The organism is Nonomuraea basaltis, from assembly GCF_005893125.1.
GTDB lineage: Bacteria > Actinomycetota > Actinomycetes > Streptosporangiales > Streptosporangiaceae > Nonomuraea > Nonomuraea basaltis.
The window spans coordinates 75,511-101,399 of record NZ_VCJS01000023.1 but is presented as its reverse complement, the minus strand read 5'-3'; the positions used below and the strand labels follow the sequence as shown (position 1 = coordinate 101,399).

Genomic DNA, 25,889 nt, shown 5'->3' with positions numbered 1-25,889 from the left:
CTCGCCCTCCCCGGCCCCGGTGGCCGTCACGCGGGACGAAGCCGCCAAGGTGTTCACCGAGATCACCGTCACCGACGACACGCTGCGGGTGAAGAGCGACCTCGATGGGCGTCTGGCCTTCGCGGCCGACCTCACGACCGGCGGCCAGACGCCGCTCACCGTGGCCGCCTATCTGTCCACCGACTACGCGCCGCCCCGCTACAGGTGGGGGCGGCCGACGCTGTTCGTGCCCAAGTTCGCGGCGGGCGAGCGGGCGCCGTGGTTCAGCGCGCTGGCGACGCGCGACGGCCGGCCGACGCTGCTGACGTTCGCCAAGTCCGACCGCTGGCGGCTCAGCTCGGCGGCCCAGCTCCTGCCTGGGCAGCGGGTGCCGGACATCAAGACGGACGCCGACGGCTACGCGACCGCGCTGGCGCCCGACGACAAGACCGTCACGATCAGCCCGCAGTTCATGCAGCCCGTGCACGCCAGCGTGGCCGAGACGGGGACCGCCGGGGTCACGGCCGGGCTCATCGCGGAGGGCCCGTACACGACCGAGGTGGCCGAGCAGATCGCCGAGGACCGGGCGCTGGCGCGCGAGGACGGCTACAGCTACGACTCGATCTTCAGCGCCGACAACTGGCCCGTCTACGCGCTGCGCACCGAGAACGGCGGGGCGTTGATCCAGTACTCGCTCTCGCGGACCACCTCCACGAGAACGGTGGCGAACCGGACGTTCATCATCCCGGTGCCAGAAGAGGCCCAGTGGGCGACCGAGAACGGCACGGTGCCGCTCGTGCTCAGGCTCACGGAGATCCACCAGTACGCCACCGCCGTGCCGCCCCTCTCCACTCCCTCCGCCGCCGACGTCATCGCCCATGACGGGGCTCTCACTCGCGCTTCCGGGCAATGAATCCCTCCTTTACGGCCGGCCCTCAATAGATCTTTCTTTACGGCCGGCCAAGTTGCCCGCACGCGCCGTAGTCCCTCCCGTCTGTCATGGCCGGTCGTGAAGGCTCACGGGTCTCTCGCCGTGACGAGCGTCTTCTTGGCCTGTTTCTTCGCTGAATCGTGGACCACTAAGCAACCAGAGTTGACTATCATCGAATTAGTCAACTACAGTTGCTTGTATGCCGGCAGATGAGATTCCCGTTACCCAGGACCCCGCCGACGCGCTTGCGGCCGTGGCGGCGCTGCGGCGGCTGGCCGACCAGTTGGAGGACGCCGGGGTCGAGCAGGCCATGCGCGCGGGCTGGAGCTGGCCGGAGGTCGCCGAGGCCCTCGGCGTCACCCGCCAGGCGGTCCACAAGAAGCACGCCAACCGGCTCATCGCCGCCGGCGTCACGCTGAGGAGACGACAGTGAGCGCGGTCCTGGCCTCCGCCGGTCTCGGCCGCTCGGACGGGGGTTCGCCACCTCCACCGGCAGCCGGCGCCCTGCAGGCGCCGGCCCACGAGCCCAGGTAACCCGCCCGCTTCCCCATCCCCTGTCCCAGACGCCCCGGCCCCTTGGCCGCCGCCCGCGCAGCGACGCGGGCCGGCCGCCGGTTCGGGGCGCGATGTGTCATGCCCTCACGACGGGCACCGCCGGCATGCGTGCCGCCGCGAGGGCGTGAACCCACCACGAAAGAGAGGTCGACTCATGACGACGAGCGAGAAGGTCGTGCTCGACGTCGACGGGCTGCGCATGCGCTACGGCTCGGCCGACGTCCTGGACGATGTCACGTTCCAGGCCTGCCATGGCGAGGTCCTGGCCCTGTTAGGCCCCAACGGGGCGGGCAAGACCACCACGATCGAGATCCTGGAGGGCTTCCGCGCCCGCTCGGAGGGCCGGGTCCAGGTTCTCGGCACCGATCCCGCGCACGGCGACGAGCGGTGGCGGGCCCGGCTCGGGGTCGTGCTGCAGTCCTGGCGCGACCACGGCAAGTGGCGCGTACGCGAGCTGCTTGCCCACCTCGGCACCTACTACACCGCCTACGCCACCGCCCAGATCGAGCGGCCGTGGAACGCCGACGAGCTGATCGAGGCGGTCGGCCTGACCGGGCACGCGGACAAGAAGATCAAGAAGTTGTCGGGCGGGCAGCGGCGCAGGCTGGACGTGGCGATCGGCCTCGTGGGCCGGCCCGAGCTGCTGTTCCTCGACGAGCCGACGGCGGCGTTCGACCCGCAGGCCAGGCACGAGTTCCACGACCTCGTACGCGGCCTGGTCGACACCCACGAGACCACCGTCCTGCTCACCACCCACGACCTGGACGAGGCCGAGAAGCTGGCCGACCGCATCCTCATCCTGAACGGCGGCCAGATCATCGCCGACGGCTCGGCCGGGGAGCTGGCGCGGCGGATCGCCGGCGAGGACGAGGTGCGCTGGGTACGCGAGGGGAAGCGCTTCACGCACAAGACCACCGACTCGACCGGGTTCGCCCGCGACCTGTTCACCCGGTACGGCGACGACATCCGAGAGCTCGAGGTCCACCGGGCCTCCCTGGAGCAGACGTACCTGGCCCTGGTGCGCCAGGCCGAATCAACACCGGAGGCGACCCGATGAGCCCCACCGCGACGGCACTGCGCGCGGGCTGGTCCCGCGGCCTGATCGAGCTGCGGCAGTCGTTCACCAACGGCGCCGAGCTGTTCTCGCACTTCCTGTGGCCCGGGCTGATGGTGGCAGCCCTGTTCTTCATCCGGGACATGTCGTTCGGGTCCAGCGGGCTCCTGCTGGGCGCCCTGGCCCTGCCGAGCATCCTGGGGATGAACGCCGCGATGGGCATGGTCGGCATGAGCCAGCAGCTCACCGCCGACCGCGAGGACGGTACGCTGCTGCGGGCCAAGGCGACCCCGCACGGAATGCCCGGCTACCTCGTCGGCAAGGTGATCTCGGTCTCCGGCGGCCTGCTCGCCGACCTGGTGATCTTCCTGGTGCCCGGCATGCTGATCATCGGGGGCCTGGAGATCGGCCCCGGCTCCTGGCCGACCCTGGCGTGGGTGCTGGCGCTTGGCCTGGTGGCGAGCCTGCCCATCGGCGCGGTCCTGGGCTCGGTGTTCACCAGCGCACGCGCCCAGGGCGTGCTCCAGCTGCCCATCCTCGCCTTGATCGGGATCTCCGGCATCTTCTACCCGATCACCGCGCTGCCCGAATGGCTCCAGTGGATCGCCCAGGTCTTCCCGATCTACTGGATGGGCCTGGGCATGCGCTCGGCCCTGCTGCCGGACGCGGCGGTCGCGGTCGAGATCGGCGAGTCCTGGCGGCACCTGGAGACCGCCGGCGTGCTGGGTGTCTGGGCGGTGCTCGGCCTCCTCGTGGCGCCGGTCGTGCTGCGCAGGATGGCACGCAAGGAGTCGGGGTCGAGCGTGGCCGCACGCCGCGAGCGGGCCCTCCAGCGGATCGGGTGACGGCCTGGGCGTCGCCGCGGCGGCTGACGTGCCGCCGCGGCGCCGCGTAGGACCTCAGGCCTCCGTGTGCGGGAGGTTGCTGGCGGCCACCAGCGTGCGGATGGCGCGCAGGGCCACTGAGAGGGTGGCCAGGTCGAAGTTGTCGCTCTCCCAGATCTCCGACAGCGTCTGCCTGGCCCGGGAGACGGCCGCCGAGTTGGCCTGGGACCACCGGGCCAGCCGCTCCTCCGGCGGCAGGCCCGACGTGCTGTGGGCCAGCACGTCCCGGGTCAGGGAGGCGTGCGCGGCGTACAGGTCGTCGCGCAGGGCCGAGCGGGCCATGGAGTTCCACCGGTTGTCCCTGGGCAGCGCGATGATGCGCTCCCTGAGGCGGGCCAGCTGGAGGCGGTCGGCCAGGTCGAAGTAGACCTCGCCCACTTCGTTGACCGGCCGGCCCGTCACCGAGGCGACCTCGACCAGGTCGAGCGTGGAGTAGGCGGGCACCATGGCGGCCACCCGCTCGGCCAGGTCCAGCGGCACGTCCCTGGCCAGGAACGAGTCACGGCGCTCCTCGTACGCGGCCAGGTCGGGCCCGGTGAGCAGCTTCGGGATGTGAGCGACCAGGCCGTTGACGCCCTTCACGAAGAAGGCGGCGGACGAGGCCAGGTCCAGCGGCGGGCGGCGGTTGATCAGCAGCCAGCGCGCCCCGCGCTCGACGAGTTTGCGGGCCTCCAGCAGCATGGCGATCTGGGTGGCCGTGTCCGCCTTGTTGTCCAGGGACTCCACGGCCCGGTAGAAGCTCGGCAGGTCGAACACCTCCCGCGCCACGAGGTAGGCCCGCACAATGTCGGGCGTCGAGGCGCCGGTCTCCTCGCCGAAGCGGTGCATGAACGTGGTGCCCATGGAGTTGACCAGCTCGTTCACCACACAGGTGGTGATGATCTCGCGCCGCAGCGGGTGCGCGTCCATGTACGGCCTGAACCGCTCCCGCAGCGCCGACGGGAAGTACGACACCAGCCACGACTCCAGGTAGGACTCGTCGGGCAGGTCGGAGCCGAGCAGCTCGGCGTCGGCCACCAGCTTGGTGTAGGAGAGCAGGACGGAGAACTCGGGGGCGGTCAGGCCCAGCCTGGCCTGGCGGCGCTCGGCCAGCGTCTTGTCCGAGGGCAGGAACTCCAGCTCCCGGTTGACCAGCCCCTCGCGCTCCAGCCGCCGCAGGTAGCGGGCGTGGATGTGGAGCATCTCGACGGCCTGGGCGCGGGCGGCGGCCAGGACTACGTTCTGCCCGTAGTTGTCCCGCAGCACCAGGTCGGCGACCTCACCGGTCATCGAGGTGAAGACCTGGTTGCGCTGCTTGTTGGTCAGCTCGCCGTCGCGTACGACCTGGTCGAGCAGGATCTTGATGTTGACCTCGTGGTCGGAGGTGTCCACGCCGGCCGAGTTGTCGATGAAGTCGGTGTTGACCAGCCCGCCGTTCAGCGCGAACTCGATGCGGGCCAGCTGGGTGAAGCCCAGGTTGCCACCCTCGCCGACGACCTTGCAGCGCAGCTCGCCGGCGTTGACCCGCAGCCCGTCGTTGGCCTTGTCGCCCACGTCGGCGTGGGACTCGGCGCTTGCCTTCACGTACGTGCCGATGCCGCCGTTCCACAGCAGGTCGACCGGGGCCCGCAGGATGGCGCTGATCAGGTCGTTCGGGGCCAGCGACGTGACCCCTGCGGGAATGCCGAGCGCCTCGTGCATCTGCGGCGTGATCTGGATGGACTTGGCGGTACGCGGGAACACGCCGCCGCCCGGCGAGATCAGCTTGGGATCGTAGTCCTCCCAGGAGCTGCGCGGCAGCTCGAACAGGCGCTGCCGCTCGCTGTAGGAGCGGGCGGCGTCCGGCGTGGGGTCCACGAAGATGTGCCGGTGGTCGAACGCGGCCACCAGCAGGGTGTGCTGGGACAGCAGCATGCCGTTGCCGAACACGTCGCCCGACATGTCGCCGATCCCGGCCACCGTGAAGTCGGTGGTCTGCGTGTTCACGCCCATGGTGCGGAAGTGGTACTTGACCGACTCCCACGCGCCGCGGGCGGTGATGCCCATGGCCTTGTGGTCGTAGCCGATCGACCCGCCGGAGGCGAACGCGTCGCCGAGCCAGAACCCGTAGTCCTTGGCCACGCCGTTGGCGATGTCGGAGAAGGTGGCGGTGCCCTTGTCGGCCGCGACAACCAGGTAGGTGTCGTCGCCGTCGTGCCTGACCACGTCGGGCGGCGGCACGACCTTTCCGGCCACGAGATTATCGGTCACGTCCAGAAGGCCCGAAATGAATGTCCGATAACAGGCCACGCCCTCGGCGAGGAACTCCTCCCGAGTGCCGTGCACAGGCGGACGCTTGACGACAAACCCACCCTTAGACCCAGTCGGGACAATGACGGTGTTCTTCACCATCTGCGCCTTTACCAGACCCAATACTTCTGTCCGAAAATCCTCCATTCGGTCAGACCATCTCAGCCCGCCCCGCGCCACCTTCCCGAATCGGAGATGAACACCCTCGACCCGCGGCGAGTACACGAATATCTCGAACTTGGGCCGCGGCAGCGGCAGCACGCTGATGGCCTGCGGATCGAACTTGAGTGAAATGTACGATTTGCGCCGTCCGTTAACCTTTTGGAAGTAATTGGTGCGCAGTGTGGCCTGGATCACTTCCAGGTACGCCCGCAGGATCCGGTCCTCGTCCAGCGAGGCCACCTCGTCCAGCGAGGCCAGGATCTCCTCGGTCAGCGCGTCCACGAGATCGCTCCGCAGGTCGTCACCCCGCCGCGGATCGAGCTTGGCCTCGAACAGGTTCACCAGCAGCCGCGCCAGTCGCACGTTGCCCGTCAGCACCTGCTCCATGTACTCCTGCGAGAACGTGCTCCCGGCCTGGCGCAGGTACTTGGCGTACGCCCGCAGGATCTCCACCTCCTCCCACGTCAGCCCGGCCCACAGGATGAGCGAGTTGAAGTCGTCGGCCTGCACCCGCCCCTGCCACAGCGCGGTGAGCCCCTCCTGGAACAGCCGCTTGAACTCGTTCCTGTCCACCTCGTCGGAGGGCGTGTAGCGCAGCCCGAAGTCGTAGATCCAGGCGTTCTTCGTGTGGGGGTCGTTGTCCCGGTCGACCTCGTAGGGCCGTTCGTCCACGACCTCGACGCCGAGCCGCTGGATCAGGGGCAGCGCGTGGGACAGCGAGATGGGGGAGCCGACCTTGTAGATCTTGAGCCGCCGCTCCCCCTCGGCCGCGTCATACGGCTCGTAGAGGTTGATCCCGACCTCGTCGTCATCGCCCGCGGCGACGAGCTCCTCCAGGCGGCGCAGGTCCACGACGGCCACCTTGGGCGGGAAGTCCGCTTTGTACCCTTCGGGGAACGCGGACGCGTACCGCCTGAGGAGGGTCGGCGCCTCCTCCTCGGAGGTCATCTCCCCCAGCGCGGCGGCCAGGTCGTCCTCCCAGGAGCGGGTGAGCCCGGCCAGCCGGGCCTCCAGCTCCTCCAGGTCCACGCTCGGCGGCGGCAGTTGCTTGCCCCGCTCGCCCCGCACCACCACGTGCAGCCGGGCCAGCACCGACTCGCCGATCATCGCGCTGTAGTCGAGCGACCTGCCGCCCAGGGCCTTGAGCAGCGCCTCCTGCATTTTCAGCCGCACCTTGGTGGTGTAGCGGTCGCGCGGCAGGTAGATCAGGCAGGAGATGTAGCGGCCGTAGTCATCGCGCCGCAGGAACAGCTTGACCTGCTTGCGCTCGCGCAGCCGCAGCACGCCCAGCGCGATCGGGAGCAACTGATCGACCGAGGTCTGGAACAGCTCGTCGCGCGGGAACGACTCGAGGATCTCGATCAGGTCCTTGCCGTCGTGGCTGTCGGGCGCCAGGCCGGCTTGGTTCAGCACGTCGGCCAGTTTCCGCCGGAGCACCGGGATCCTGGAGATCGACTCGTTGTAGGCCACATGTGTGAACAGGCCCAGGAAGCGCCGCTCCCCGATCACCTCGCCCTCGGGCGAGAACAGCTTGACCCCGATGTAGTCCAGGTAGGTAGCCCGGTGGACGGTGGCCCGCGAGTTGGCCTTGGTGGTGATCAGGAGCTGCTTCTCGCGCGCCTTGGCCCGCACCTCGGCGGGCAGGGCGGAGAAGCTCTCCGAGCCGACCCTGTCGTCGCGCAGGATGCCCAGCGCCGCCCCCGGCACGGCCCGCAGCGTCTCGCCCTCGTCGGTGTCCTCGAGCCGGTACTCCCGACAGCCGAGGAAGGTGAAGTGCCCGTCGGCGAGCCAGCGCAGCAGGTCGAGACTGTCCTCGACCTCCGCGGGCTCCAGCGGCGGCGGGTTCATGCTGAGGTCTTCCGCGGTCTGCACGGCCAGCGCCCGCATCTTCCTGAAGTCCTCGACCGCGTTGCGCACGTCCCTGAGCACCCGCTGGAGATCGGCCTCGAGCCCCTTGAGCACCTCGGGGTCGGCCTGCCGGTCGATCTCGATGTGAATCCACGACTCGACCAGCATCTGGCCGGTGACGTCCTCCTGGCCGCGGCCCAGCATCCGGCCCGTCATGTCGCGGCGCACCCGCATCTGCGGATGGACCACCAGGTGGATGCCCAGGTCGTGCCGGTCGAGCTCCATCGTCACCGAGTCGACCAGGAACGGCATGTCGTCGGTGACCACCTCCACGACCGAGTGCCCGGGGTCCCAGCCGTGCTCCTCCAAGGTGGGGGCATAGGCGCGGACCACCGCCCGGCCCTGCGGGCGGACCTCGGCCAGCTGCCGCTGGGACATCGCGGGGCCGTAGACGTCGACGGGGTCGCGGTCGAGCAGGTCCTCCGGCGCCACGTACCGGTAGTAGAACCGGAGGAAGGACAGCGCCTCCTCGGTGGTCACGTGTTCGCTGCTCACCGCGCAGCTCTCAGCGGCTCGCTGGAGCAGCTCGTCCTTGGCCTCATCGAGGGGCATGTAGGTCTCACTCCTTTGTGAGTGTTCGCCATGGCCGTTCATAGCCAGGCCCTTAGTTCCCACAGCAGCGGGAAGTAGTGCAGGCGCGTTCTACCGCGCAGATAGGGCGCGCCGGTCGAGCCGCCGGTGCCCGACTTGGTGCCGATCTGGCGTTCGACCATCTGGACATGACGCATCCGCCACAGGGCGGCGGTCTCGTCGTGCGTCAGGAGGTCCTCGGCCAGCTGCCACAGGTCGTCGTGGGACCGGCGGTCTCTGGCCACGGCCAGCAGCGAAGCCATGATCTCGTCGTCCGAGACCGGCAGACCGCGCTGGGCGAGGGCGGCCACGTAAGCATCCCACAGCGTCGGCTCCGCCAGCCTGCGGCGCAGCCTGGCAAGCTCGGCCTCGTCGGCGTGCCGGAAGCTGGTGAGGTAGCGCTCGTCCTTCAGCCCCGACAGGAACTCCAGCTCGCGGAACTGCACCGACTGGAAACCGCTGGCGGGCGACAGCTTCGCGCGGAACGCCAGGAAGTCCTGGGGCGTCATCGTCTCCAGGACGTCGACCTGCTCGATCAACACCCGCTCGACCGCGTGCACCCGCTGGAACAGGTGCCTGGCCTGCCACAGCTCGCCGCCGAACATGGCGGCGCGGGCCGCCTCCAGCTCGTGGAGCAGCAGCTTGAACCACAGCTCATAGACCTGGTGAATGGTGATGAACAGCAGCTCGTCAGGCGCCTCGGACTGCGGCCGCTGCTGGTCGAGCAGCGCAGGCAGGCGAAGATAGCCGCCGTACGACAGCCGGCCGCCTTCCTCGCCGAACTGCCGATCCGGGGGACTGGGCGCATCACCGTCGATGCCCACCGAACACCTCCCCCTGAACCGCCCGGCCTGGTTCGCCGGACGTCATGCCTCGCCGTATCGATACCACCCGAAAAGGTGGTAGACGTCAACGTGACATCGACATAGGGGGATCGTCGTCGGAGGCCGAGGGGGTGTTCTTGAGCCCGTCGAGCTGCTCCGGCAGCTCGGCAAGCTCAATCAGCTCCGCCTGGCACCGCTCACACGTATCGAGGTGGCGTTCGAACGCCTCGTGCTCCTCTTCATCGAGGACGCCGAGGACGTAGGCGGCCACCCCGTCGTGCATCAGCCGGCTACCCCCTTGTCCCGCAGCTGTTCGCGGAGAGCCCGGATCCCGTAGTAGAGCCGGGACTTCACCGTGCCCGGCGGGATCCCCAGAATCGCCGCCGCCTCACTTATCGTACGGTCTCGAAGGTAGGTCTGCTCTATTACTTCGCGGTGTTCTTCAGACAGGCTGCGGAGCGCGTCGGCGACGACGATCGCCGACAGGGCCCGCTCCGAGCCGTCTGGCACCGCCATCATGTCGACCTCAGGGGGCTCGACCTCGTGAGGTCGAGCACTCTTCCGTCGACGTCCGTCAATGACGATCCGGCGGGCTACCGTCAGTAGCCACGCCCATATGAGGCTTGGTTCCCATTGCAGTCTTGCCGAGTTACGCCAGGCTCTGACGAGCGTCTCCTGCACTACGTCTTCGGCCCATTGAAGGTCGTTACCTGTAGATTTACGTACGTGGCGCAGCAGAGGGCCGCCGAACTCCTGGTAAAGCACCGCAATGCGATGCTCCGCCTCGGCATCCGCACTCTCGAACCTGCCGTCGAGGTGACCTAGCACGGGGCACATCTTTACACCTTTGTTATGGGTTCGGTAGCCACTCCGATAACTCCAGTCATTTCTAACTATCTCCGGCTATAAGTGAACCAGGCCAGGGGCCCCCGCGTACCTCCCACCATGCACAGGCTTTTGCGCGGCGAGTTGTTCATGCTCGGCGGCTTCGTCGTAGCCGCCGCCGTGACGATCGTGCTGGTGATGCCACCCTCGATCAACCCGGTGTCAGCCGCATACACGAGCACGGCCTCAGGCCCGCTCGGTCCCGCGGACCGCGATCTGCTGGTCAAGGTGCGGCAGGCGGGACTCTGGGAGATGCCCGCAGGGGACTACGCCCAGACCCGTGCGGAGTCCGCTCGCGTCAAGACGGTCGGGGCAGAGCTCCGGGATGACCACAAGAAGCTGGACGTGCTGGTCCGCCAGCTCGCGGCCAAGCTCGGCGTGGCGCTGCCCGACGAGCCCAGCCCGGATCAGCAACGCTGGCTGGCCCAGCTGGCCTCCGAGACCGGCCCGGCCTTCGACCGCGACTACGCGAACCTCTTGCGGGCCGCACACGGCAAGGTCTTCTCCGTCATTGCCGGGGTGCGGGCGGGCACCCGCAATGACGAGATAAGGAAGTTCGCCAGCCAGTCGAACAACGTGGTCATGAAACACATGACGCTGCTGGAGTCCATCGGTGTCGTCATGTACCACGAGCTGCCCGAACCCCCCACACCCTCACCCGCTCCACCCGCCGCTCTGGCGGTCGAAACGAGGAGAAACGCATGAGGAGACCCAGACGCATGGCCGCGGCCATGTCGGCTTTGGCCGTGACGGCCGGCGGACTGGTGTCCGCAGCCGTCATCGGCGTCGGCCCGGTGCTGGCCGACCACTGCCTCCCGGGCGAGGCCACTCAGAGTCCGCCAGCCCAGCAGCAGCGGAACCAGCAGCAGGATCAGCAGGAGAATCCCGACCAGCAGGACCAGAACCAGCAGCAGGACCCGAACCAGCAAGACCAGAACCAGGACCAGCAGCAGCAGGCCCCTGACCAGTCGGCCGGCGACCAGCAGCAACAGCAGGACGCCGACCAGCAGGCGCCCCAGGGCGGCGGCGCCGCGCTGCTTGACCCGGCCGAGGACCCCGAGACCCAGAACCCCGAGACACAGAACCCCGAGGGCCAGAACCAGGAGACCCAGGACCCCGAGGGCCAGAACCAGCAGCCGGAGCCCGAGGAGAGCGCCTCGACGTTCTCGCGGCGCGGCCGCCCTCAGCCGACCAACTCCGCGAGCCCCAGCCAGAGCCCGACCGCGTCCGCGTCGCCCTCGGCGTCGCCCACGTCGAGCGAGGACCCGGAGCAGTGCGCCGACCTGGGCCCGTTCCCTGAGGACTTCGTCGACATCCGCCAGGTCCCGCCGCGCCAGCTTGGCGCCCGGATAGGCAGGAGCGGCTCGCGCGGCACCTTCGTCTCCCAGTGCGGGACGAACCGTAACCGCCACAACAACCCCGACAACTTCATCGTCGCCCCCGGCGTCGCCAACGGGGCGCACCACCTGCACGACTACGTGGGCAACCTGTCGACGGACGGATTCTCCACCGACGAGAGCCTGGCCGCCGCGGGGACCACCTGCCGGCAGGGCGACCTGTCCACGTACTTCTGGCCGGTGCTGCGAGACCGCAACTCGGACGCCAACAACAACGACCCTGACGGCAACGTCGGCCAGGTGCTGACCGCCCGCTCCGTGCAGCTTCAGTTCCGTGGCAACGCGACCTCCAGGGTCGTCGCCATGCCGAGGTTCCTCAGGCTGATCACCGGTGACGCCAAGGCCGCGACGAACGGCACGGCCAACGCGCGCGCCGCGTGGAGCTGCACGGGATTCCAAAACCGTATAACTCCCGACAAATACCCGCTTTGCCCGCGCGGCAGCCAGGTCCTTCGTATCCTGGACTTCCCCAGCTGCTGGGACGGGCAGAACACCGACAGCGCCAACCACCGCACACACGTGGTCTTCCCCGACCAGAGTGGTGCCTGTCCTCAGGGCACCCAGGCCATCCCGCAACTGCGCATGACCCTCGCCTACTCGGTGCCCCAGGGTCAGTCGTTCGCGGTGGACGCCTTCCCTGAGCAGAAGCACAACCCGGTCACCGACCACGCCGACTTCGCCAACGTCATGCCCGATCGGTTGATGCGTACCGTCGTCGACTGCATCAACCGGGGCCGCCGTTGCTGACCTGAACCCGCGCCCTGAAGGGCAACTCCGCCTTCCGAGTCGCACCCTCACCTCGATCTTGGAGGGAAACAGAGATGCTCCACGAACGACACCCCCAGCACGCTCCCACCAAGCTGGACACCCGAAGCATCCGGCTGGGGGCCAGCGCCGTGATCATGGCTATCATCCTGACGGGTTTCGCCGTGACCAAGACGGAACGCGGCATCGCGATGCTCGGCCGGGTGGTGGGCTTCCTCGAGTTCTACGTGGGCGTGCTCGCCCTGGTGACGCTGACCGCGACGGTCGCGCTCGGCATCATCACCACTGAACGGGTCTTCCTGTCGCCGCTCAACCGCGTCAGGACGCAGCTCGCGCACAAGGCCTTCGGCATCATCGGGATGACCTTCCTGGTCACGCACATCTCACTCATGATCGGTCTGGGACACATCCCGCCGGGCGCGGCGGTCATCCCGATCGCGGGCCTGTACAAAGGGCTCGGCCTGCTGGCCTTCGACCTGATGATTGTGGCCGTGATCACGGGACTGGTGAGAGGGCGCTTCGCGGTGAAGTCCAGGCCATGGATGTGGCGGGTGATGCACTCCGCCGCATACCTGGCCTGGCCCGTCGCGATCATGCATGGACTCACGGCCGGTCGCCCGCCGGCCGGTTGGGTGGCCTGGTCGTACGTGGCCAGCATGGCGGCGGTCGGCGGAGCGCTGGTCGTGCGCGTGCTGGCCTCGCTGCGCCGGCCACCTGTGGTGACCCAGCGGGTCGAAGGGCCCGCGGTGACGGCCCCCGTCGCCGTGGACGTGCCCGTCGAGCGTCCGCAGACGGTCGCGGCAGCGAACAAGGCCGCCGCTGCCGGCGCCGCCGCAGCAGCGGCGGCGGCGGCCCAGAACGCACCGGTGAGCCTCGCCGAGGCTCGACGCAGATACCGGGAGGCGGGATGAACTTGAACGCAACCGCAGAGGAGCGACCGTGATTCCGGCACGAGTTCCACGGGTGTTACGCATGGGACCGGCCCGGCTGACCGCCGGACTCGACCACACCCGGCGCATCGACCTGCCGGCCCACCGTACCCTCCACGGCATCACGGAGCCGCGCACGCTGGACGAGCTCATGTCGTACGCCAACGAAGTGGACATGCGCGGACGGGGCGGCGCGGCGTTCCCGTTCGCGCGCAAGCTGCGTGCCGTTGCTGACGCGGTGCGCGCGGGGGGCGAGTGCGTCGTCCTCATCAACGGTGCCGAGGGCGAGCCGGCCAGCTCCAAGGACGCCATGATGCTCACCCGCAACCCCCACCTGGTCCTCGACGGCGCCGTGCTCGCCGCCGAGGCCCTGGGGGCCCGCGAGGTGGTGCTCGCCACGCCCGGGGGCGAGGTCTCCGAGGCGTCTGTCAACGCCGCCGTGGCCGAGCGCCGGGCCGCCAACGTGGCCGGCGGCGCCGAGAGCCGCGTACCGATCCGCGTGGTCGGCATCAAGGAGCGGTTCGTCTCCGGGGAAGGCGGCGCGCTCGTCAATGCCGTGAACGGCCTAGAGGGTATCCCGCCCGGCCGCAAGAGGCGGGCCGCGCAGAGCGGCGTGGACGGGCTGCCGACCCTGCTGTCCAACACGGAGACGTACGCGCAGCTCGCGCTGCTGGCCGAGTACGGCCCGCAGAAGTACGCCGAGATCGGCACGGCCAAGGAACCGGGCACGATCCTGCTCACGGTCAGCGGCGGCGCGGCCAACGGCGCGGTCATGGAGGTGCCGACGGGCGTCATGCTGGCCGACGTGCTCGACCTGTGCGAGGCCGACATCGGCGACGGCGTGCTCTTCGGCGGCTACCACGGCGCGTGGCTGTCGGCGGAGGCGGTCCAGACGGCCGTGGTCTCGCGCGAGGGCATGAAGGCGGCCGGGGCCACCCTGGGAGCCGGGATCATCGTCCCGGTCGGCTCATCCACGTGCTCGCTGGGCGAGGCCGCCAGGGTCGCCGCCTATCTGGGGTCCGAGTCGGCGGGCCAGTGCGGCCCGTGCCGCCTCGGCCTGCCGGACATCGGCCGGCTCATGTGCGACCTCGTCGACGGCAGGGGCTCGGTGGACGCGATCCGGCGGGCCGTACGCATGGTGGAGCGCCGCGGCGCGTGCTCCCACCCGGACGGCACGGCCAAGTTCGTGCTGTCCGCGCTGGACGCGTTCGAGAACGAGATCGCGCTCCACCTGGAGCAGGGCTCGTGCGGGCGCCCGGTGACGGGTGTGATGCCGATGCCCGAGCACGAGAAGGAGGCCGAGTACCGCCTGGAGGTGGACTGGTCGCGCTGCGTGGGACACGGCCTGTGCGCGCACCTGCTGCCCGAGTTCGTGCACCTGGACGACTACGGGTTCCCGTCGTTCAGGACCGTCCCCGCGTACATGCTCAAGGAGGCGCGGCGAGTGGTCGACATGTGCCCGGCGCTGGCCATCCGGCTGTCCTCGGCCAGCGGGGACGGACATGGCGGGCCCGCCCCGAAGCCGAGCGGATCGCCGCTGCGGCTGGTCAAGGACGGTATGACGAAGGCCGGCACGAATGTGCCGCGGCTGTCGCGGGTAGGCACCGCTCAGGGAGTCTCGAGAGTCGGGGGGACGGCCGGGTGATCCCGGCATGATGGATTTGTGATGAACCCGGCAGGGCCAGCTGGACGTCTCACCGATCAGTGCTCACATCGAGACCACTAGGGAGACGCCCATGGACCGCCGGGATTCGCCGCGTGGGGAAGTGCCCGTGCATCGGTGTGATCCGCCGCACGGGGAGACGCCGATGGACCGGCGCGACTTCCTGCATGCCGCCGCGCTGGCGCCGCTGGCGCTGTCCGGATCGCTTGATCAGGCCGGATCGGCGCTGTCCGGATCGCTCGATCGGGCTGGATCGGCACCGGCCGCGCCGCCGCCCGACTGGGCACGGCTGCGGGGCCGGCTGTCGGGGACGCTCGTGCTGCCCGGCGACGCCGGGTACGCCGCCGCTCGCCGGCTGTACAACCCTGCCTACGACCGGATCAGGCCGGGCGGGGTCGCCTACTGCGCGAACGCGGCGGACGTTTCGGCGTGCCTGGCGTTCGCGCGGGCCAACCGCGTCCCGGTCACCGCCCGCTCGGGCGGCCATTCGTACGCGGGCTGGTCCACCGGCACCGGACTGGTGATCGACCTGTCCAGGATGCGCTCTGTCGCTTACGCGGACGGCCGGGCCACGATCGGCGCGGGCGCCAAGCTGATCGACGTCTACGACCGGCTCTCCCGCCATGGCGTGAGCGTGCCCGCCGGCACGTGCCCCACGGTAGGTATCAGCGGGCTCACGCTGGGCGGGGGCATCGGGGTCATGTCGCGGAAGTACGGGCTCACGTGCGACGTCCTGGAGTCTGTACGCGTCGTCACGGCCGACGGCCGCGTGCTGACTTGCGACGCCACCCGGAACGCCGGGCTCTTCTGGGCCTGCAGGGGCGGTGGCGGCGGCAACTTCGGCGTGGCCGTGTCCTTCACGTTCAGGACCTTCGAGACACGCGACCTGACCGTGTTCTTCCTGAACTGGCCGTGGTCCAAGGCGCGGGCGGTGGTGCGGGCATGGCAGTCGTGGGCCCCGTCGGCGCCCGGCGAGCTGTGGTCGTCGCTGCACCTGACGCGCTCGGCCGGCGGCCTGGACGTGCAGATCGTCGGCACCTACGAGGGGCGGAAGTCCGCGCTCGACCGGCTGCTCGGCCCGCTCGTGGCCGGGGCCGGCCGGCCCTCGTCGCGCTCGGCGCGGTCGGTCCCCTACCTGGAGGCCATGAAGATCATGGGCGGCTGCTCGTCGAGGACGGTGGCCGAGTGCCGGCGGACACCGCGGACGGTGTACTCGGGCAAGTCGCACATGGCGTACGGGAAGCTGTCGGCGGACGGCGTGCGAGCACTGGTGAACGGGGTGGCGCGCGGCGGCCGGCATTCCGTGCTGATGGACGCCATGGGAGGCGCGATCGCCCGCGTCGGCCCGGCGGCGACGGCGTTTCCGCATCGGGCGGCGCTCTTCAGCGTGCAGTATTACCAGGAAGGAATGGATCGGACGTGGCTTCGCAAAATACACGCCAACATGTCCCGATATTTTGGGGATCACGCCTACGTGAACTACATCGACCCCGATCTGATGACTTGGCGTAGCGCGTACTACGGATCCAACGCGGCGCGGCTGGCCCAGGTCAAGGCCACCTACGACCCTGACCGGCTGTTCCGGCTGCCCCAGGGCTTGTAGGGCTGGTCGCGGACGTACCAGGCGACCATGCCTCGCCGGGTGACGGATTCTGGGAACGTTCTATCCTAGAACGGGATTCGAGCCAGGAGGTGTCGTGGTCACGGGTGTGCTGATCGATTGGGGCGGGGTGCTCACAACCAGCCTCACCGATTCCATCGCGAGGTGGATCGAGGCGGACAGGATCGACGGCGCTCACTACCGCGACGTGATGCGCGAGCTGATCGACCACGCCTACCTCGGCGGCGACGGAGAGAACACCGTCCACGCGCTCGAACGCGGCGAGCTCGACGGCCCCGCCTTCGAGCGTGAGCTGGCCGCCCGGCTGCTGACCCTCGACGGGGTGCCGCCGGTGGCCGAAGGGCTGCTCGACCGGATGTTCGCCGGGTTCGAGCGGGTCGAGGCCATGCACGACATGCTGCGTGACGTGCGCGAACACGGCGTCAAGACATGCCTGGTGTCCAATTCCTGGTCCAACACGTACCCGCGCGACGACTGGGACGACATCTTCGACGCCGTCGTGATCTCCGGGGAGGTCGGCATGCGCAAGCCCGAGCCGGGCATCTTCCACCACGCGCTCGGCCAGGTCGGGCTGCCGGGCGAGGAGTGCGTGTTCATCGACGACATCGAGGCCAACATCGTGGCCGCCCGCACGCTCGGCATGACCGGGATCCACCACCGCGACCCGGACACGACCATCACGAAACTCGAGTCTCTCCTCCGCCTCACGTTGCGCCGGGCACAATAGAGCCCTTGCACGCTGAGATGGACGTCCTCGCTTCGCCGCGGATCCATCTCCGCACGCCGGGCGGAGCTCGGCCAGAAAGTTCGAAAGGTTCGTGATGCGCGTCTATCTGCCGTGTACTCTCCCGGCCCTGGCCGCCGCGGTCGAGGCGGGAGAGCTGGGCCCTGCCCCGCTGACCGGCTACGCGGTGACTCCCGCGCTGACCGAGTGGTACGCCTCGGGAGACACCGAGGAGCTCGAATACGTGGCTTTGACCGAGGCGGCCCGCGCCTCGCTGCGGATGCTGGCCGCCGACCGCGCCGACGGCGTCGAGGCCGCGCCCCGGCGCGTGGTGGTCGCGGCCGAGGTGCCGGAGGGCTCGGTCTCCGCAGGGGTCGATCTCGAGGAACGCGCGAGGGTGCGCCTCGCCGAGCCGATCCCGTTCGCCAAGGTGGCCGCGGCGCACATCGACGACCCCGGCGCGGCGCCCGACATCGAGGCCGCGATCGACGCGCTGCCCGCCTCTGACCAGGGCGACGACGACGCCCGGTTCACCGTGGACGGGGCGGAGGCCCACGAGCTCATGTGGTACGCGACGCAGGAGATCGCCGATTTGCTGCGATCATGACATAGATCACACTTACTTGACCATGCAGAGCCGACCCTCGCTAAGGTCCCGACCCAGCACTGTCTTTTGACGCGAGGAGTCGGTACCTAGTGAAGCTTCGAGTTGTGGCGACCGCGATCGGGGCGGCGGCGGTCGCTCTCGTCGTAAGCTCCCCTGCCAGCGCGCAGGTCGTGCTCAGTAAGTACGACCACAAGGACCCGTACCGGTCGGGCTGCGCGAGCGTGAGGCGCGTGGTCGAAACCGCGAAGATCAACAGCCGGGCCAACGGCCAGGTCGGCACGATCAGGCTCATGTGGTCGAGCAAGTGCAAGACCAACTGGATCGAGACCACTACGCCTCGCTCCGCGAACGGAACCATCAGCGTGTACACGGCGAAGAAGCACGACTCCTTCAGCTTCAAGTCCGGCCGTAGCAAGCACTGGGGCAACATGCTCGAGGCCAACAACGTGTGCGCCTGGGGCAGCGTCTCGATCCAGTGGAACGGCGGCCGCGGCGGCCAGAACGGCTCCGGCGCCACCGACAGGGACGGCGCCTGCCGCTGAGCATTCCAAGGGGCCGCGACCGGTCGCGGCCCCTTGGCGTTCACAGGAATGTCACGCCTGCCCATTAAGCTAGGGGTGACATGACGAAGCACATTATCTGGGATTGGAACGGCACGCTCTTCCACGACATCGATGCCGTGGTCGGAGCCACCAACGAGGTCTTCAAGCCCTACGCGCTGCCCAAGATGACCGCCGACGGTTTCCGCGCGGTCTACACCCGGCCCATCTGGGTCGCCTACGAGCGCATGCTCGGCCGTCCCCTGGCCGAGGGCGAGTGGGAGTTACTGGACGAGGGGTTCCACGAGCACTACTTCCGGCTGAGCGACGCCTGCGGGCTGGCCGCCGACGCCGAGCTCGTGCTCGCCGGCTGGACCGGCACGCAGTCGCTCTGCTCGATGGCGCCGCACGCGCACCTGGTGCCCAAGGTCGGCTCGTTCGGCATCAGCGGGCACTTCACCAGGGTCGACGGGCTGCGCGGCACCACGGGCGGCGAAAAGGCCGCGCACATGACCGAGCACATCCAGGCCCTCAGCGTGGACCCCGGCGAGGTTCTGGTCATCGGCGACAGCGTGGACGACGGGCTCGCGGCCAAGCACGTGGGAGCCCGGGCCGTGCTCTACACCGGCGGGATGACCACGAGGGCCGAGTTGGAGAGCACCGGGCTGCCGGTGGTCGACACCCTGGCCGACGCCCTCGACCACGCATAGCGTCGCGAACGGGTCCGGGCATGCTTAAATCGCTCAGACTGCAGCTCAGAGCTGGGCGCCGCCCGTACTCTTGCAGTGTCCCCCTCAGGAGGCTGCCATCAACCGCCTTGTGCTCTGGAACATCGACCTGACCCTGGTCGACGTCGCCATCGTGGCCCGAGACGCCTACGCCGAGGCGTTCCGCGTCGTGACGGGGCGTCCGCTGGTCAAGCTCGTCCCGCCGATGGGCCGGCCGGACTCCGAGATCGTCTTCGAGACGCTCGCCGTCAACGGCATCCAGGCCGAGGACGATCACCTGCCCACGTTCCTGTCGGCGCTCGCCGTGGCCTTCGCCGACCGGAGCGGGCGGCTGGCCAAGGAGGGGCGGATGATGCCGGGGGCCAGGGCCGCGCTGAAGTCGGTGTCCAGGCTCGACGGCGTGGTGCAGACGGTGCTGACCGGCACGATCAAGAGCAACGCGGTGCTCAAGCTCAAGGCGTTCGGGCTGGACAAGTACATCGACTTCGAGCTCGGCGGCTACGGCGAGGAGGTCTACCCCAAGGCGACGCTGCTCCAGGTCGCCCAGGGACGGGCCAAGCAGCGCCTCGGGACGCCCTTCACGGCGGCCAACACCGTGGTGATCGGGGACTCGACGCGGGACGTGCAGGCCGCCAAGATCGGCGGGGCCGCGGTGATCGCCGTCGCCTCTGGGCGGTCGATGGCGGGCGAACTCCGCCAGGCGGGCGCCGACCTGGTGCTGCCCGACCTCTCCAACGCCTCAGAGGTGGTGACCGCGGTCGCCGACCTGACCGCCCCGGCCGGCCGCAAGGCGAGCTGACAGTGGTGGGAGGTGGGTCGGGGGGATCAGGGTGTGGCGCTGAGGAAGCGGGCCGCGATCGGGGCGGCCACCGCGGAGCCCGCGCCGCCGTCCTCGACGATCACCGCGAAGGCCAGGTCTCCCTGGTAGCCGATGAACCATGAGTGGGCGGGCGGTTCCGTGCCCGAGCCGTACTCCGCCGTGCCGGTCTTGCCTGCCGTGCCCGGCGGGAAGCGTACGGCGTGGGCGGTGCCGTCCGTGACGACGGCGGGCATGAGCTTGCGGAGGGCGGTCACCACTCCGGCCTCCAGCGGGCGCGGGCTGCCGGTCTGGCCGGTGAGCTCCTCGGTGACGAGGCGCGGGTGGATCCAGGCGCCGGAGGCGATGGCGGCGGCCACCGACGCCATGTTGAGCGGGCTCGCCAGCACCCGGCCCTGGCCGATGGAGGCGGAGGCCAGGTCGGTGTCGTCCTTGGGGTCGGGGAACTCGGCGCGTACGGCGGGCACGCCCGGCATGATCGGGATGCCGAAGCCGAAGCTCCTGGCGACCTCGGCCAGCCGCCCGCCGTTCAGCGAGGCCACGCTCATCTCCCCGAATGTGGTGTTGCACGAGTGCGCGAACGCCTCCTGGAACGACAGCGTCCCATAGTCCTTGAAGCCGGCGTTGTGGAACGGGAAGCCGCCGATGTTCTTCTCGGCCGGGCACGTCACCTGCTCCCCCGGCTCCACCCCGCCCGCGACCAGCGCGGAGGCCGTAACGACCTTGAACGTCGATCCCGGCGGGTACTTGCCGAGCAACGCCCGGTTGAACCCGCCCGGCTTGTTGACCACCGCCAGGATCTCCCCGGTCGAGGCCCGCAGCGCCACCAGCGAGGCCGGCTTGCGCACCCCTTCGAGCGCCTTGGCGGCGGCGCGGTGGACCGCCAGGTCGATCGTGGTCTGGAGTGGCCGGTTCCCGCCCGCCTCGACGACGGTCTGGACGACCTCGTCCCCCTGGTAGAGGTCGATCCTGGCGCGGTTCGGGGCCTTGAAGCGGTCGGGGTAGGTTTCCTTGAGGCCCTCGACGAGCTGCTGCACCGAGCCGGGCGCGTCCGGGGTGTTGACCGAGGTGCCGTCGGCGGCCAGGACCCGCAGCGGGTCGCCCTGCTCCGCGACCACCCGCAGCGAGCGGCCCTGCTTGAGCAGGGGGTGGAGGGCGGCAGGGGTCCAGGCGACCTTCCAGGTGCCGTCGCGTTCGACGAACTTGAGCTCCCCGCCGTAGTCCCAGTCCAGCTCCCCGATCAGCCTCGCCCGGAACGACACGACGCCGCCCATGTCCTCGGCCGAGGCGGCGAAGACCCCCGTCGGCGCGTGCCGGCGGAAGGCCGCCTCCGCGACCTTGAGATCGGTGCGAAAGCGCTCATGGCGGGCCTCGAAGTCGGCGGGCGGGTCGGCGACCAGCGCCCGCATGGCGGCGTAGTCCCGCACCGCCCACGCCGCCAGATAGGTGTCGGCGGTCTCCTCCGGCGAGCCGGTCATGCGCGTCGCCCAGACGACCCCGCCCGCCGCGACGACCGGGACCAGGATCCCCGCCGCGATCCACGGCCATCTGCGCCGCCGTCGCCGTGGCGGCTGCTCAGGCCGGAGGTGGGCATAGTTTGTCCCCGTTTGTGGTGCCATGACGCAGAGGACACCAGAGACATGGCAAAGGTGTCCAATATTGATATGACTGTTTCACAGATATAAATCTGGATATAGTGGCTGGTCATGGACCTGGTCCGCCATCTTCGCTACTTCATCGTGGTGGCGGAGGAGCTGCACTTCGGCAACGCCGCGATCCGGCTCGGCATGGCGCAGCCGCCGCTCAGCCAGCGCATCAAGCGCCTGGAGGAGGAGCTCGGCACGCGGCTGTTCGACCGCTCCGCCCGCCAGGTGCGCCTCACCGAGCCGGGCCGGCTGCTGCTGGGCGAGGCCCGCGAGATCGTGGCCAGGGTGGATCGGCTGCACGAGCTGGCCAGGCACGGCGAGGGCACGGTGCTCAAGGTCGGCGTCCCGCCCGACCTGGCCGCCGCCGTGATCGCCGCTCTGGTCGCGGGCTTCCGCGAGACCCATCCCGAGATACGCCTCGCGCCGGCCGAGATCTGGACCGCCGACCAGGTGACCGCGCTGGCCGAGGGCGCGATCGACGTGGGCCTCGTACGCCATCCCGTCTCAGCTCCCGGCCTGCAGTTCGGCGAGGCCCTCGTCCAGGTCCAGGGCGTGCTGCTGGCCGCCGGCGACCCGCTGGCCGGCGTCGGCGAGGTGCATCTGTCCGACCTGGCGGGGCGGGAGCTGCTGATGCCTCCCAAGGAGGGCGAGCCGGGCATGCGTGCCGAGATGCTGTCGGAGTGCCGCCGCCACGGGTACGTCCCCGCGCAGGTGCACCAGGGCGCCGGGCTCGGGCTGGTGCTGGCGGGCGCGGCGGTGGCGTTCGGGCCCAAGATGGAGCTTCCCGGGCTGGCCTGGCGGCCGCTGCTAGGCTCGCCGATCGCGTGCCGGGTCTCCACGGCCTGGCGTGTGGCGACGGCCGCGGTCACCGATTTCTCGGCTGTGGCCGTACGGACGCTGAAGGAGAGCGCCGGGATGACGGACGAAGGCGCCGTGCCCGCGCGGCGGATCAGCCGCAGGCCGGGGATGCTGGCATGAGCGAGCGAACAATCAGGCACAGCGGGCCCGACTTCGAGACCCTGTTCCGGGTGGCGGGCGTCACCGGCTGGCTGTACGCCGCCGACATCGACTCGGGGCGCGAGGTCGGGCACGGGGCCGACGAGCCGCTGCCCACGGCGTCGATGTTCAAGGTGCCGCTGCTGGTGGAGTTCTGCCGGCAGGCCGACGCCGGGCTGCTCGACCCCACGAGCCGGGTGACCGTGACGGCCGGAGACCGGGTGACGGGGCCGACGGGGATCTCCGCGATGCTCGACGACGTGACGATCTCGCTGCGCGACCTGGCTTACCTGATGATCGCGGTGAGCGACAACAGCTCGGCCGACATGCTGCTCGGCCGGGTGGGGATCGACGCGGTCAACGCCATGCTGGCCAAGTACGGGCTGGACTCGACGCGGGTGACGCAGAGCTGCCGGGAGCTCAACGACAGCATGCGCACGGACACCGGGCACGGGTGGCCGTACCTGGATCCCGACGACATCGCCCGGCTGAGCTCGCTCGACCCGGCGCGGGCGAACCGCAGCACCCCGCGCGAGATGGCCCGGCTGTTCGGGCTGATCTGGCGGGACGAGGCGGCCTCCCGCGCGTCGTGCGCCTGGATGCGCGCCGTGCTCAACATGCAGGTGTGGCCGCACCGGCTGGCCTCCGGCTTCCCGTACGACGACGTCGCGGTCAGCGGCAAGACCGGCACGCTGCCGACGCTGCGCACCGAGTCGGGCGTCGTCGAATATCCCGACGGGAGGCGCTACGCGGTGGCCGTCTTCACCCGCTCCTTCAGCACCGCGCTCAACCAGCCGCGCGCCGACGCGGTCATCGGCACGGCCGCGCGTATGGCGGTGGACCACCTAAGGAGATAGCAAGGTGTGTGGAGGGTACAGGTATGACTCTCCATTGATCGGGCGACAGGATGGGGCACATGGTTGCTGAGGGAGAGCTGCTCTGGGAGCCGAGCGAAGAGGTCGTCGTGTCGGCCATGCTGACCCGCTACCTGGAGTGGCTGGGGCGGTCCGGCGGCTATGAGGAGGCGTGGCGGTGGTCCGTCGACGACCCCGCGGCGTTCTGGTCGTCGATCTGGGACTACTTCGACGTGATCGGGGAGCGCGGCCACGGACCCGCGCTGTCCGGGACGATGCCCGGGGCCCGCTGGTTCGCGGGGAGCACGCTCAACTACGCCGAGAACGCGCTGCGCCGGAGCTCGCGCGCCGAGGGCACCGCTGTCGTGTTCGTCTCCGAGGACGGCGCCCGCCAGGAGCTGACCCGCGCCGAGCTGCGCGAGGAGGTCGCCCGCGTGCGGGCCGGGCTGCTCCGGCTGGGCGTGCGACAGGGCGACCGGGTGGCCGGTTACCTGCCGAACATCCCGCAGGCCCTGATCGCCTTCCTGGCCACCGCCTCACTGGGCGCGATCTGGTCGGCCGGCTCGCCCGACTTCGGGGTGCCGAGCATCGTCGACCGGTTCAGGCAGATCGAGCCCAAGGTGCTCATCGCGGTCGACGGCTATCACTACAACGGCAAGAGCTACGACCGCTCGGCCGCGGTCAACGAGATCGCCGCCGAGCTGCCCTCGCTGCGCGCGACCGTGTGGATCCCGTATCTTGCGGCGGCCGAGGAGGGCCGCCCGCCGCAGCAGGCCGAGCCCACCCCCGCGCACACCGAGGAGATGCCGCACGGCGAGGTGATCGGCTGGGAGGGGCTGCGGGCCGAGGAGGGGCCGCTGGAGTTCGAGCGGGTGCCGTTCGACCATCCGCTGTGGATCGTCTACTCCAGCGGCACCACCGGGCTGCCCAAGCCGATCGTGCACGGCCACGGCGGCGTCGTGCTGGAGCATCTCAAGTCGCTCTCCTTCCACCAGGACCTGGGCGAAGGCGACGTGTTCTTCTGGTACACCACCACGGGCTGGATGATGTGGAACTACCTCGTCGGCGCGCTGCTGGTGGGTGCCACGCCGGTGATGTACGACGGCTCGGCCACTCATCCGTCGCCGGCCGCGCTGTGGCGGATCGCCGCCTCGGAGGGGGTGACGTACTTCGGGGTCGGGGCGCCGTACATCATGGCCTCGCTGAAGGCCGGGGTCCGGCTGTCCGGGCTGGAGCGGCTGCGCGGCGTGGGCTCGACCGGATCGCCGCTGCCGCCCGAGGGGTTCGCGTGGGTGGCCGCCGAGCTGCCCGGGGTCCCGATCGGGTCGTTCTCCGGCGGCACCGACGTGTGCACGGGGTTCGTCGGGGCCACCATGCTCCATCCGATCAGGGCGGGGATCATCCCGTGCCGGTCGCTGGGGGCGAAGGTGGAGTCGTTCGACCCGGCGGGCAAGAGCGTCGTCGGCGAGGTGGGCGAGCTGGTGCTGACGCAGCCGATGCCGTCGATGCCGGTGATGTTCTGGAACGACCCCTCCGGCGAGCGGTACGCCGAGAGCTACTTCGATGTCTATCCCGGCGTGTGGCGGCACGGCGACTGGATCAAGATCAACGAGGACGGCAGCTGCGTGATCTACGGCCGCTCCGACTCGACCCTCAACCGGGGCGGCGTCCGGATGGGCACGAGCGAGTTCTACCGGGTGGTCGAGCGGTTCGAGGAGATCGCCGACAGTCTGGTGATCGACACGGGGCAGCTCGGCCAGGAGGGGCGGCTGCTGCTGTACGTGACGCTCGCCGAGGGCGTCACGTACACGGAGTCGCTCGAACGCGCCCTGTGCGACGCGCTGCGGACGGAGCTGTCACCGCGTCACGTGCCCAACGAGATCCGCGTCGTGCCCGGCATCCCCCGCACCCTGTCCGGCAAGAAGCTGGAGGTGCCGGTCCGCAAGATCCTGCTCGGCACCCCGGTGGAGGAGGCGGCCAACCTCGACGCCATGGCCAACCCCGAGGTGCTGCAGCACTTCAGGCCGCGGCCCTGAGCGGCTTCAGCGCGCCGCTCCAGGCGACGACCTGGTCGAGCATGGTGGCGACCATGGCCTCCTGGTGCTCGGCCGGCCGGAAGACCGTGAAGCCCTCGAAGTCGTGCCGCAGCGACAGGGTGACCTGCGCGGGCACGTCGGCGACCTTGAGCTGGCCGAGCACCTGTCTGAGGTGTTCGGCCGCCCGGACTCCGCCGTCGATGCCGTAGCTGACCAGGCCCGCGGCCTTGTCCTGCCATTCGCCGTACAGGAAGTCGATCGCGTTCTTCAGGGCTCCGGAGGTGGAGTGGTTGTACTCCGGCGTGACGAAGACGAAGCCGTCGAAGGAGGCGACGCGCTGCGCCCACGCCTTGGTGTGGTGGTGAGCGTATTGGCCGGCGGCGGCGGGCAGGGGCTCGTCGAGGTGGGGAAGGGCGAAGTCGGCCAGGTCGATCAGCTCGAAGTGGGCGTCGTCGCGCTTGGCCGCCAGGTCGTGGACCCAGCGGGCGACGTTCTCGCCGTTGCGTCCCGGGCGAGTGCTGCCGATGATGATGCCAATCCTGATCAT

Annotated in this window: 23 protein-coding genes; 17 read left to right on the top strand and 6 right to left on the bottom strand. The window is 69.8% G+C overall.

The genetic code is table 11. From position 1 onward, the window contains the following. From EJK15_RS70525 to EJK15_RS14050, 4 genes are all read left to right on the top strand, one after another. A partial coding sequence (locus EJK15_RS70525) for a DUF8094 domain-containing protein (protein WP_171074287.1) occupies positions 1 to 892 on the top strand: 892 nt, incomplete at its 5' end. A gap of 217 nt (positions 893 to 1,109) precedes the next feature. Further along, complete coding sequence (locus tag EJK15_RS14060; RefSeq protein ID WP_138710836.1) at positions 1,110 to 1,343, top strand: hypothetical protein; 234 nt, start codon at positions 1,110 to 1,112, stop codon at positions 1,341 to 1,343. Positions 1,344 to 1,619: 276 nt separating this feature from the next. Continuing rightward, positions 1,620 to 2,522: an ABC transporter ATP-binding protein gene (locus EJK15_RS14055; protein ID WP_138710835.1), complete on the top strand. Its 903-nt coding sequence runs from the start codon at positions 1,620 to 1,622 to the stop codon at positions 2,520 to 2,522. Beyond that, positions 2,519 to 3,364 carry an ABC transporter permease gene (locus EJK15_RS14050; protein ID WP_138710834.1) on the top strand — a complete coding sequence of 282 codons (846 nt, stop codon included), beginning with the start codon at positions 2,519 to 2,521 and terminating at the stop codon, positions 3,362 to 3,364. The genes EJK15_RS14055 and EJK15_RS14050 overlap by 4 nt, the downstream gene beginning before the upstream one ends. Before the next feature lie 54 nt (positions 3,365 to 3,418). Here EJK15_RS14050 and EJK15_RS14045 read toward each other — a convergent pair whose 3' ends face one another. From EJK15_RS14045 to EJK15_RS14030, 4 genes are all read right to left on the bottom strand, one after another. Continuing rightward, a complete protein-coding gene (locus EJK15_RS14045) occupies positions 3,419 to 8,293 on the bottom strand; it encodes an NAD-glutamate dehydrogenase (RefSeq protein ID WP_138710833.1) in 4,875 nt (1,624 codons plus the stop codon). Positions 8,294 to 8,331: 38 nt separating this feature from the next. After that, positions 8,332 to 9,135, bottom strand: coding sequence for a tryptophan 2,3-dioxygenase (locus EJK15_RS14040; protein WP_138710832.1), 804 nt, complete (start codon positions 9,133 to 9,135; stop codon positions 8,332 to 8,334). 85 nt (positions 9,136 to 9,220) lie between these two features. After that, on the bottom strand, positions 9,221 to 9,418 hold the full coding sequence (locus EJK15_RS14035; protein ID WP_138710831.1) for a zf-HC2 domain-containing protein: 198 nt from the start codon (positions 9,416 to 9,418) through the stop codon (positions 9,221 to 9,223). After that, a complete protein-coding gene (locus tag EJK15_RS14030; protein ID WP_240776961.1) occupies positions 9,418 to 9,900 on the bottom strand; it encodes a sigma-70 family RNA polymerase sigma factor in 483 nt (160 codons plus the stop codon). The genes EJK15_RS14035 and EJK15_RS14030 overlap by 1 nt, the downstream gene beginning before the upstream one ends. Before the next feature lie 180 nt (positions 9,901 to 10,080). Between EJK15_RS14030 and EJK15_RS14025 the strand changes: the two genes are divergently transcribed. From EJK15_RS14025 to EJK15_RS13980, 10 genes are all read left to right on the top strand, one after another. Beyond that, positions 10,081 to 10,725: a DUF4142 domain-containing protein gene (locus EJK15_RS14025; protein WP_138710829.1), complete on the top strand. Its 645-nt coding sequence runs from the start codon at positions 10,081 to 10,083 to the stop codon at positions 10,723 to 10,725. Beyond that, a complete protein-coding gene (locus EJK15_RS14020) occupies positions 10,722 to 12,164 on the top strand; it encodes a DUF1996 domain-containing protein (protein WP_240776960.1) in 1,443 nt (480 codons plus the stop codon). Before EJK15_RS14025 ends, EJK15_RS14020 begins: the two co-directional genes overlap by 4 nt. Positions 12,165 to 12,238: 74 nt before the next feature. Then, positions 12,239 to 13,093 carry a hypothetical protein gene (locus EJK15_RS14015; RefSeq protein ID WP_138710828.1) on the top strand — a complete coding sequence of 285 codons (855 nt, stop codon included), beginning with the start codon at positions 12,239 to 12,241 and terminating at the stop codon, positions 13,091 to 13,093. A gap of 28 nt (positions 13,094 to 13,121) precedes the next feature. Further along, complete coding sequence (locus EJK15_RS14010) at positions 13,122 to 14,756, top strand: NADH-ubiquinone oxidoreductase-F iron-sulfur binding region domain-containing protein (RefSeq protein WP_338089869.1); 1,635 nt, start codon at positions 13,122 to 13,124, stop codon at positions 14,754 to 14,756. A gap of 163 nt (positions 14,757 to 14,919) precedes the next feature. Continuing rightward, a complete protein-coding gene (locus EJK15_RS14005; protein ID WP_171074286.1) occupies positions 14,920 to 16,377 on the top strand; it encodes an FAD-binding oxidoreductase in 1,458 nt (485 codons plus the stop codon). 94 nt (positions 16,378 to 16,471) lie between these two features. Then, complete coding sequence (locus tag EJK15_RS14000; RefSeq protein WP_138710826.1) at positions 16,472 to 17,122, top strand: HAD family hydrolase; 651 nt, start codon at positions 16,472 to 16,474, stop codon at positions 17,120 to 17,122. 94 nt (positions 17,123 to 17,216) lie between these two features. Beyond that, positions 17,217 to 17,726 carry a DUF6912 family protein gene (locus EJK15_RS13995; protein WP_138710825.1) on the top strand — a complete coding sequence of 170 codons (510 nt, stop codon included), beginning with the start codon at positions 17,217 to 17,219 and terminating at the stop codon, positions 17,724 to 17,726. An 89-nt stretch (positions 17,727 to 17,815) separates the two neighbouring features. Continuing rightward, positions 17,816 to 18,268 carry a DUF2690 domain-containing protein gene (locus EJK15_RS13990; RefSeq protein ID WP_171074285.1) on the top strand — a complete coding sequence of 151 codons (453 nt, stop codon included), beginning with the start codon at positions 17,816 to 17,818 and terminating at the stop codon, positions 18,266 to 18,268. A gap of 80 nt (positions 18,269 to 18,348) precedes the next feature. Continuing rightward, the gene (locus tag EJK15_RS13985) at positions 18,349 to 18,975 is read left to right on the top strand and encodes an HAD family hydrolase (RefSeq protein WP_138710823.1); all 627 of its coding nucleotides are present in this window, start codon (positions 18,349 to 18,351) and stop codon (positions 18,973 to 18,975) included. Positions 18,976 to 19,084: 109 nt separating this feature from the next. Then, the gene (locus EJK15_RS13980) at positions 19,085 to 19,792 is read left to right on the top strand and encodes an HAD family hydrolase (RefSeq protein ID WP_138710822.1); all 708 of its coding nucleotides are present in this window, start codon (positions 19,085 to 19,087) and stop codon (positions 19,790 to 19,792) included. Between the two features lie 26 nt (positions 19,793 to 19,818). On the opposite strand, the gene EJK15_RS13975 is transcribed toward EJK15_RS13980, so the two are convergent. Beyond that, positions 19,819 to 21,429: a penicillin-binding transpeptidase domain-containing protein gene (locus tag EJK15_RS13975; RefSeq protein WP_138710821.1), complete on the bottom strand. Its 1,611-nt coding sequence runs from the start codon at positions 21,427 to 21,429 to the stop codon at positions 19,819 to 19,821. A gap of 87 nt (positions 21,430 to 21,516) precedes the next feature. Here EJK15_RS13975 and EJK15_RS13970 point away from each other — a divergent pair, with 87 nt between their 5' ends. From EJK15_RS13970 to EJK15_RS13960, 3 genes are read left to right on the top strand one after another with little or no spacing between them, the layout of a single operon-like run. Further along, complete coding sequence (locus tag EJK15_RS13970) at positions 21,517 to 22,434, top strand: LysR family transcriptional regulator (protein WP_138710820.1); 918 nt, start codon at positions 21,517 to 21,519, stop codon at positions 22,432 to 22,434. Continuing rightward, positions 22,431 to 23,309 carry a serine hydrolase gene (locus EJK15_RS13965; protein WP_138710819.1) on the top strand — a complete coding sequence of 293 codons (879 nt, stop codon included), beginning with the start codon at positions 22,431 to 22,433 and terminating at the stop codon, positions 23,307 to 23,309. Before EJK15_RS13970 ends, EJK15_RS13965 begins: the two co-directional genes overlap by 4 nt. A gap of 59 nt (positions 23,310 to 23,368) precedes the next feature. Next, positions 23,369 to 25,342: an acetoacetate--CoA ligase gene (locus tag EJK15_RS13960; protein ID WP_138710818.1), complete on the top strand. Its 1,974-nt coding sequence runs from the start codon at positions 23,369 to 23,371 to the stop codon at positions 25,340 to 25,342. On the opposite strand, the gene EJK15_RS13955 is transcribed toward EJK15_RS13960, so the two are convergent. Next, on the bottom strand, positions 25,326 to 25,889 hold the full coding sequence (locus EJK15_RS13955; RefSeq protein WP_138710817.1) for an NADPH-dependent FMN reductase: 564 nt from the start codon (positions 25,887 to 25,889) through the stop codon (positions 25,326 to 25,328). The two genes, EJK15_RS13960 and EJK15_RS13955, sit on opposite strands and share 17 nt — an antisense overlap.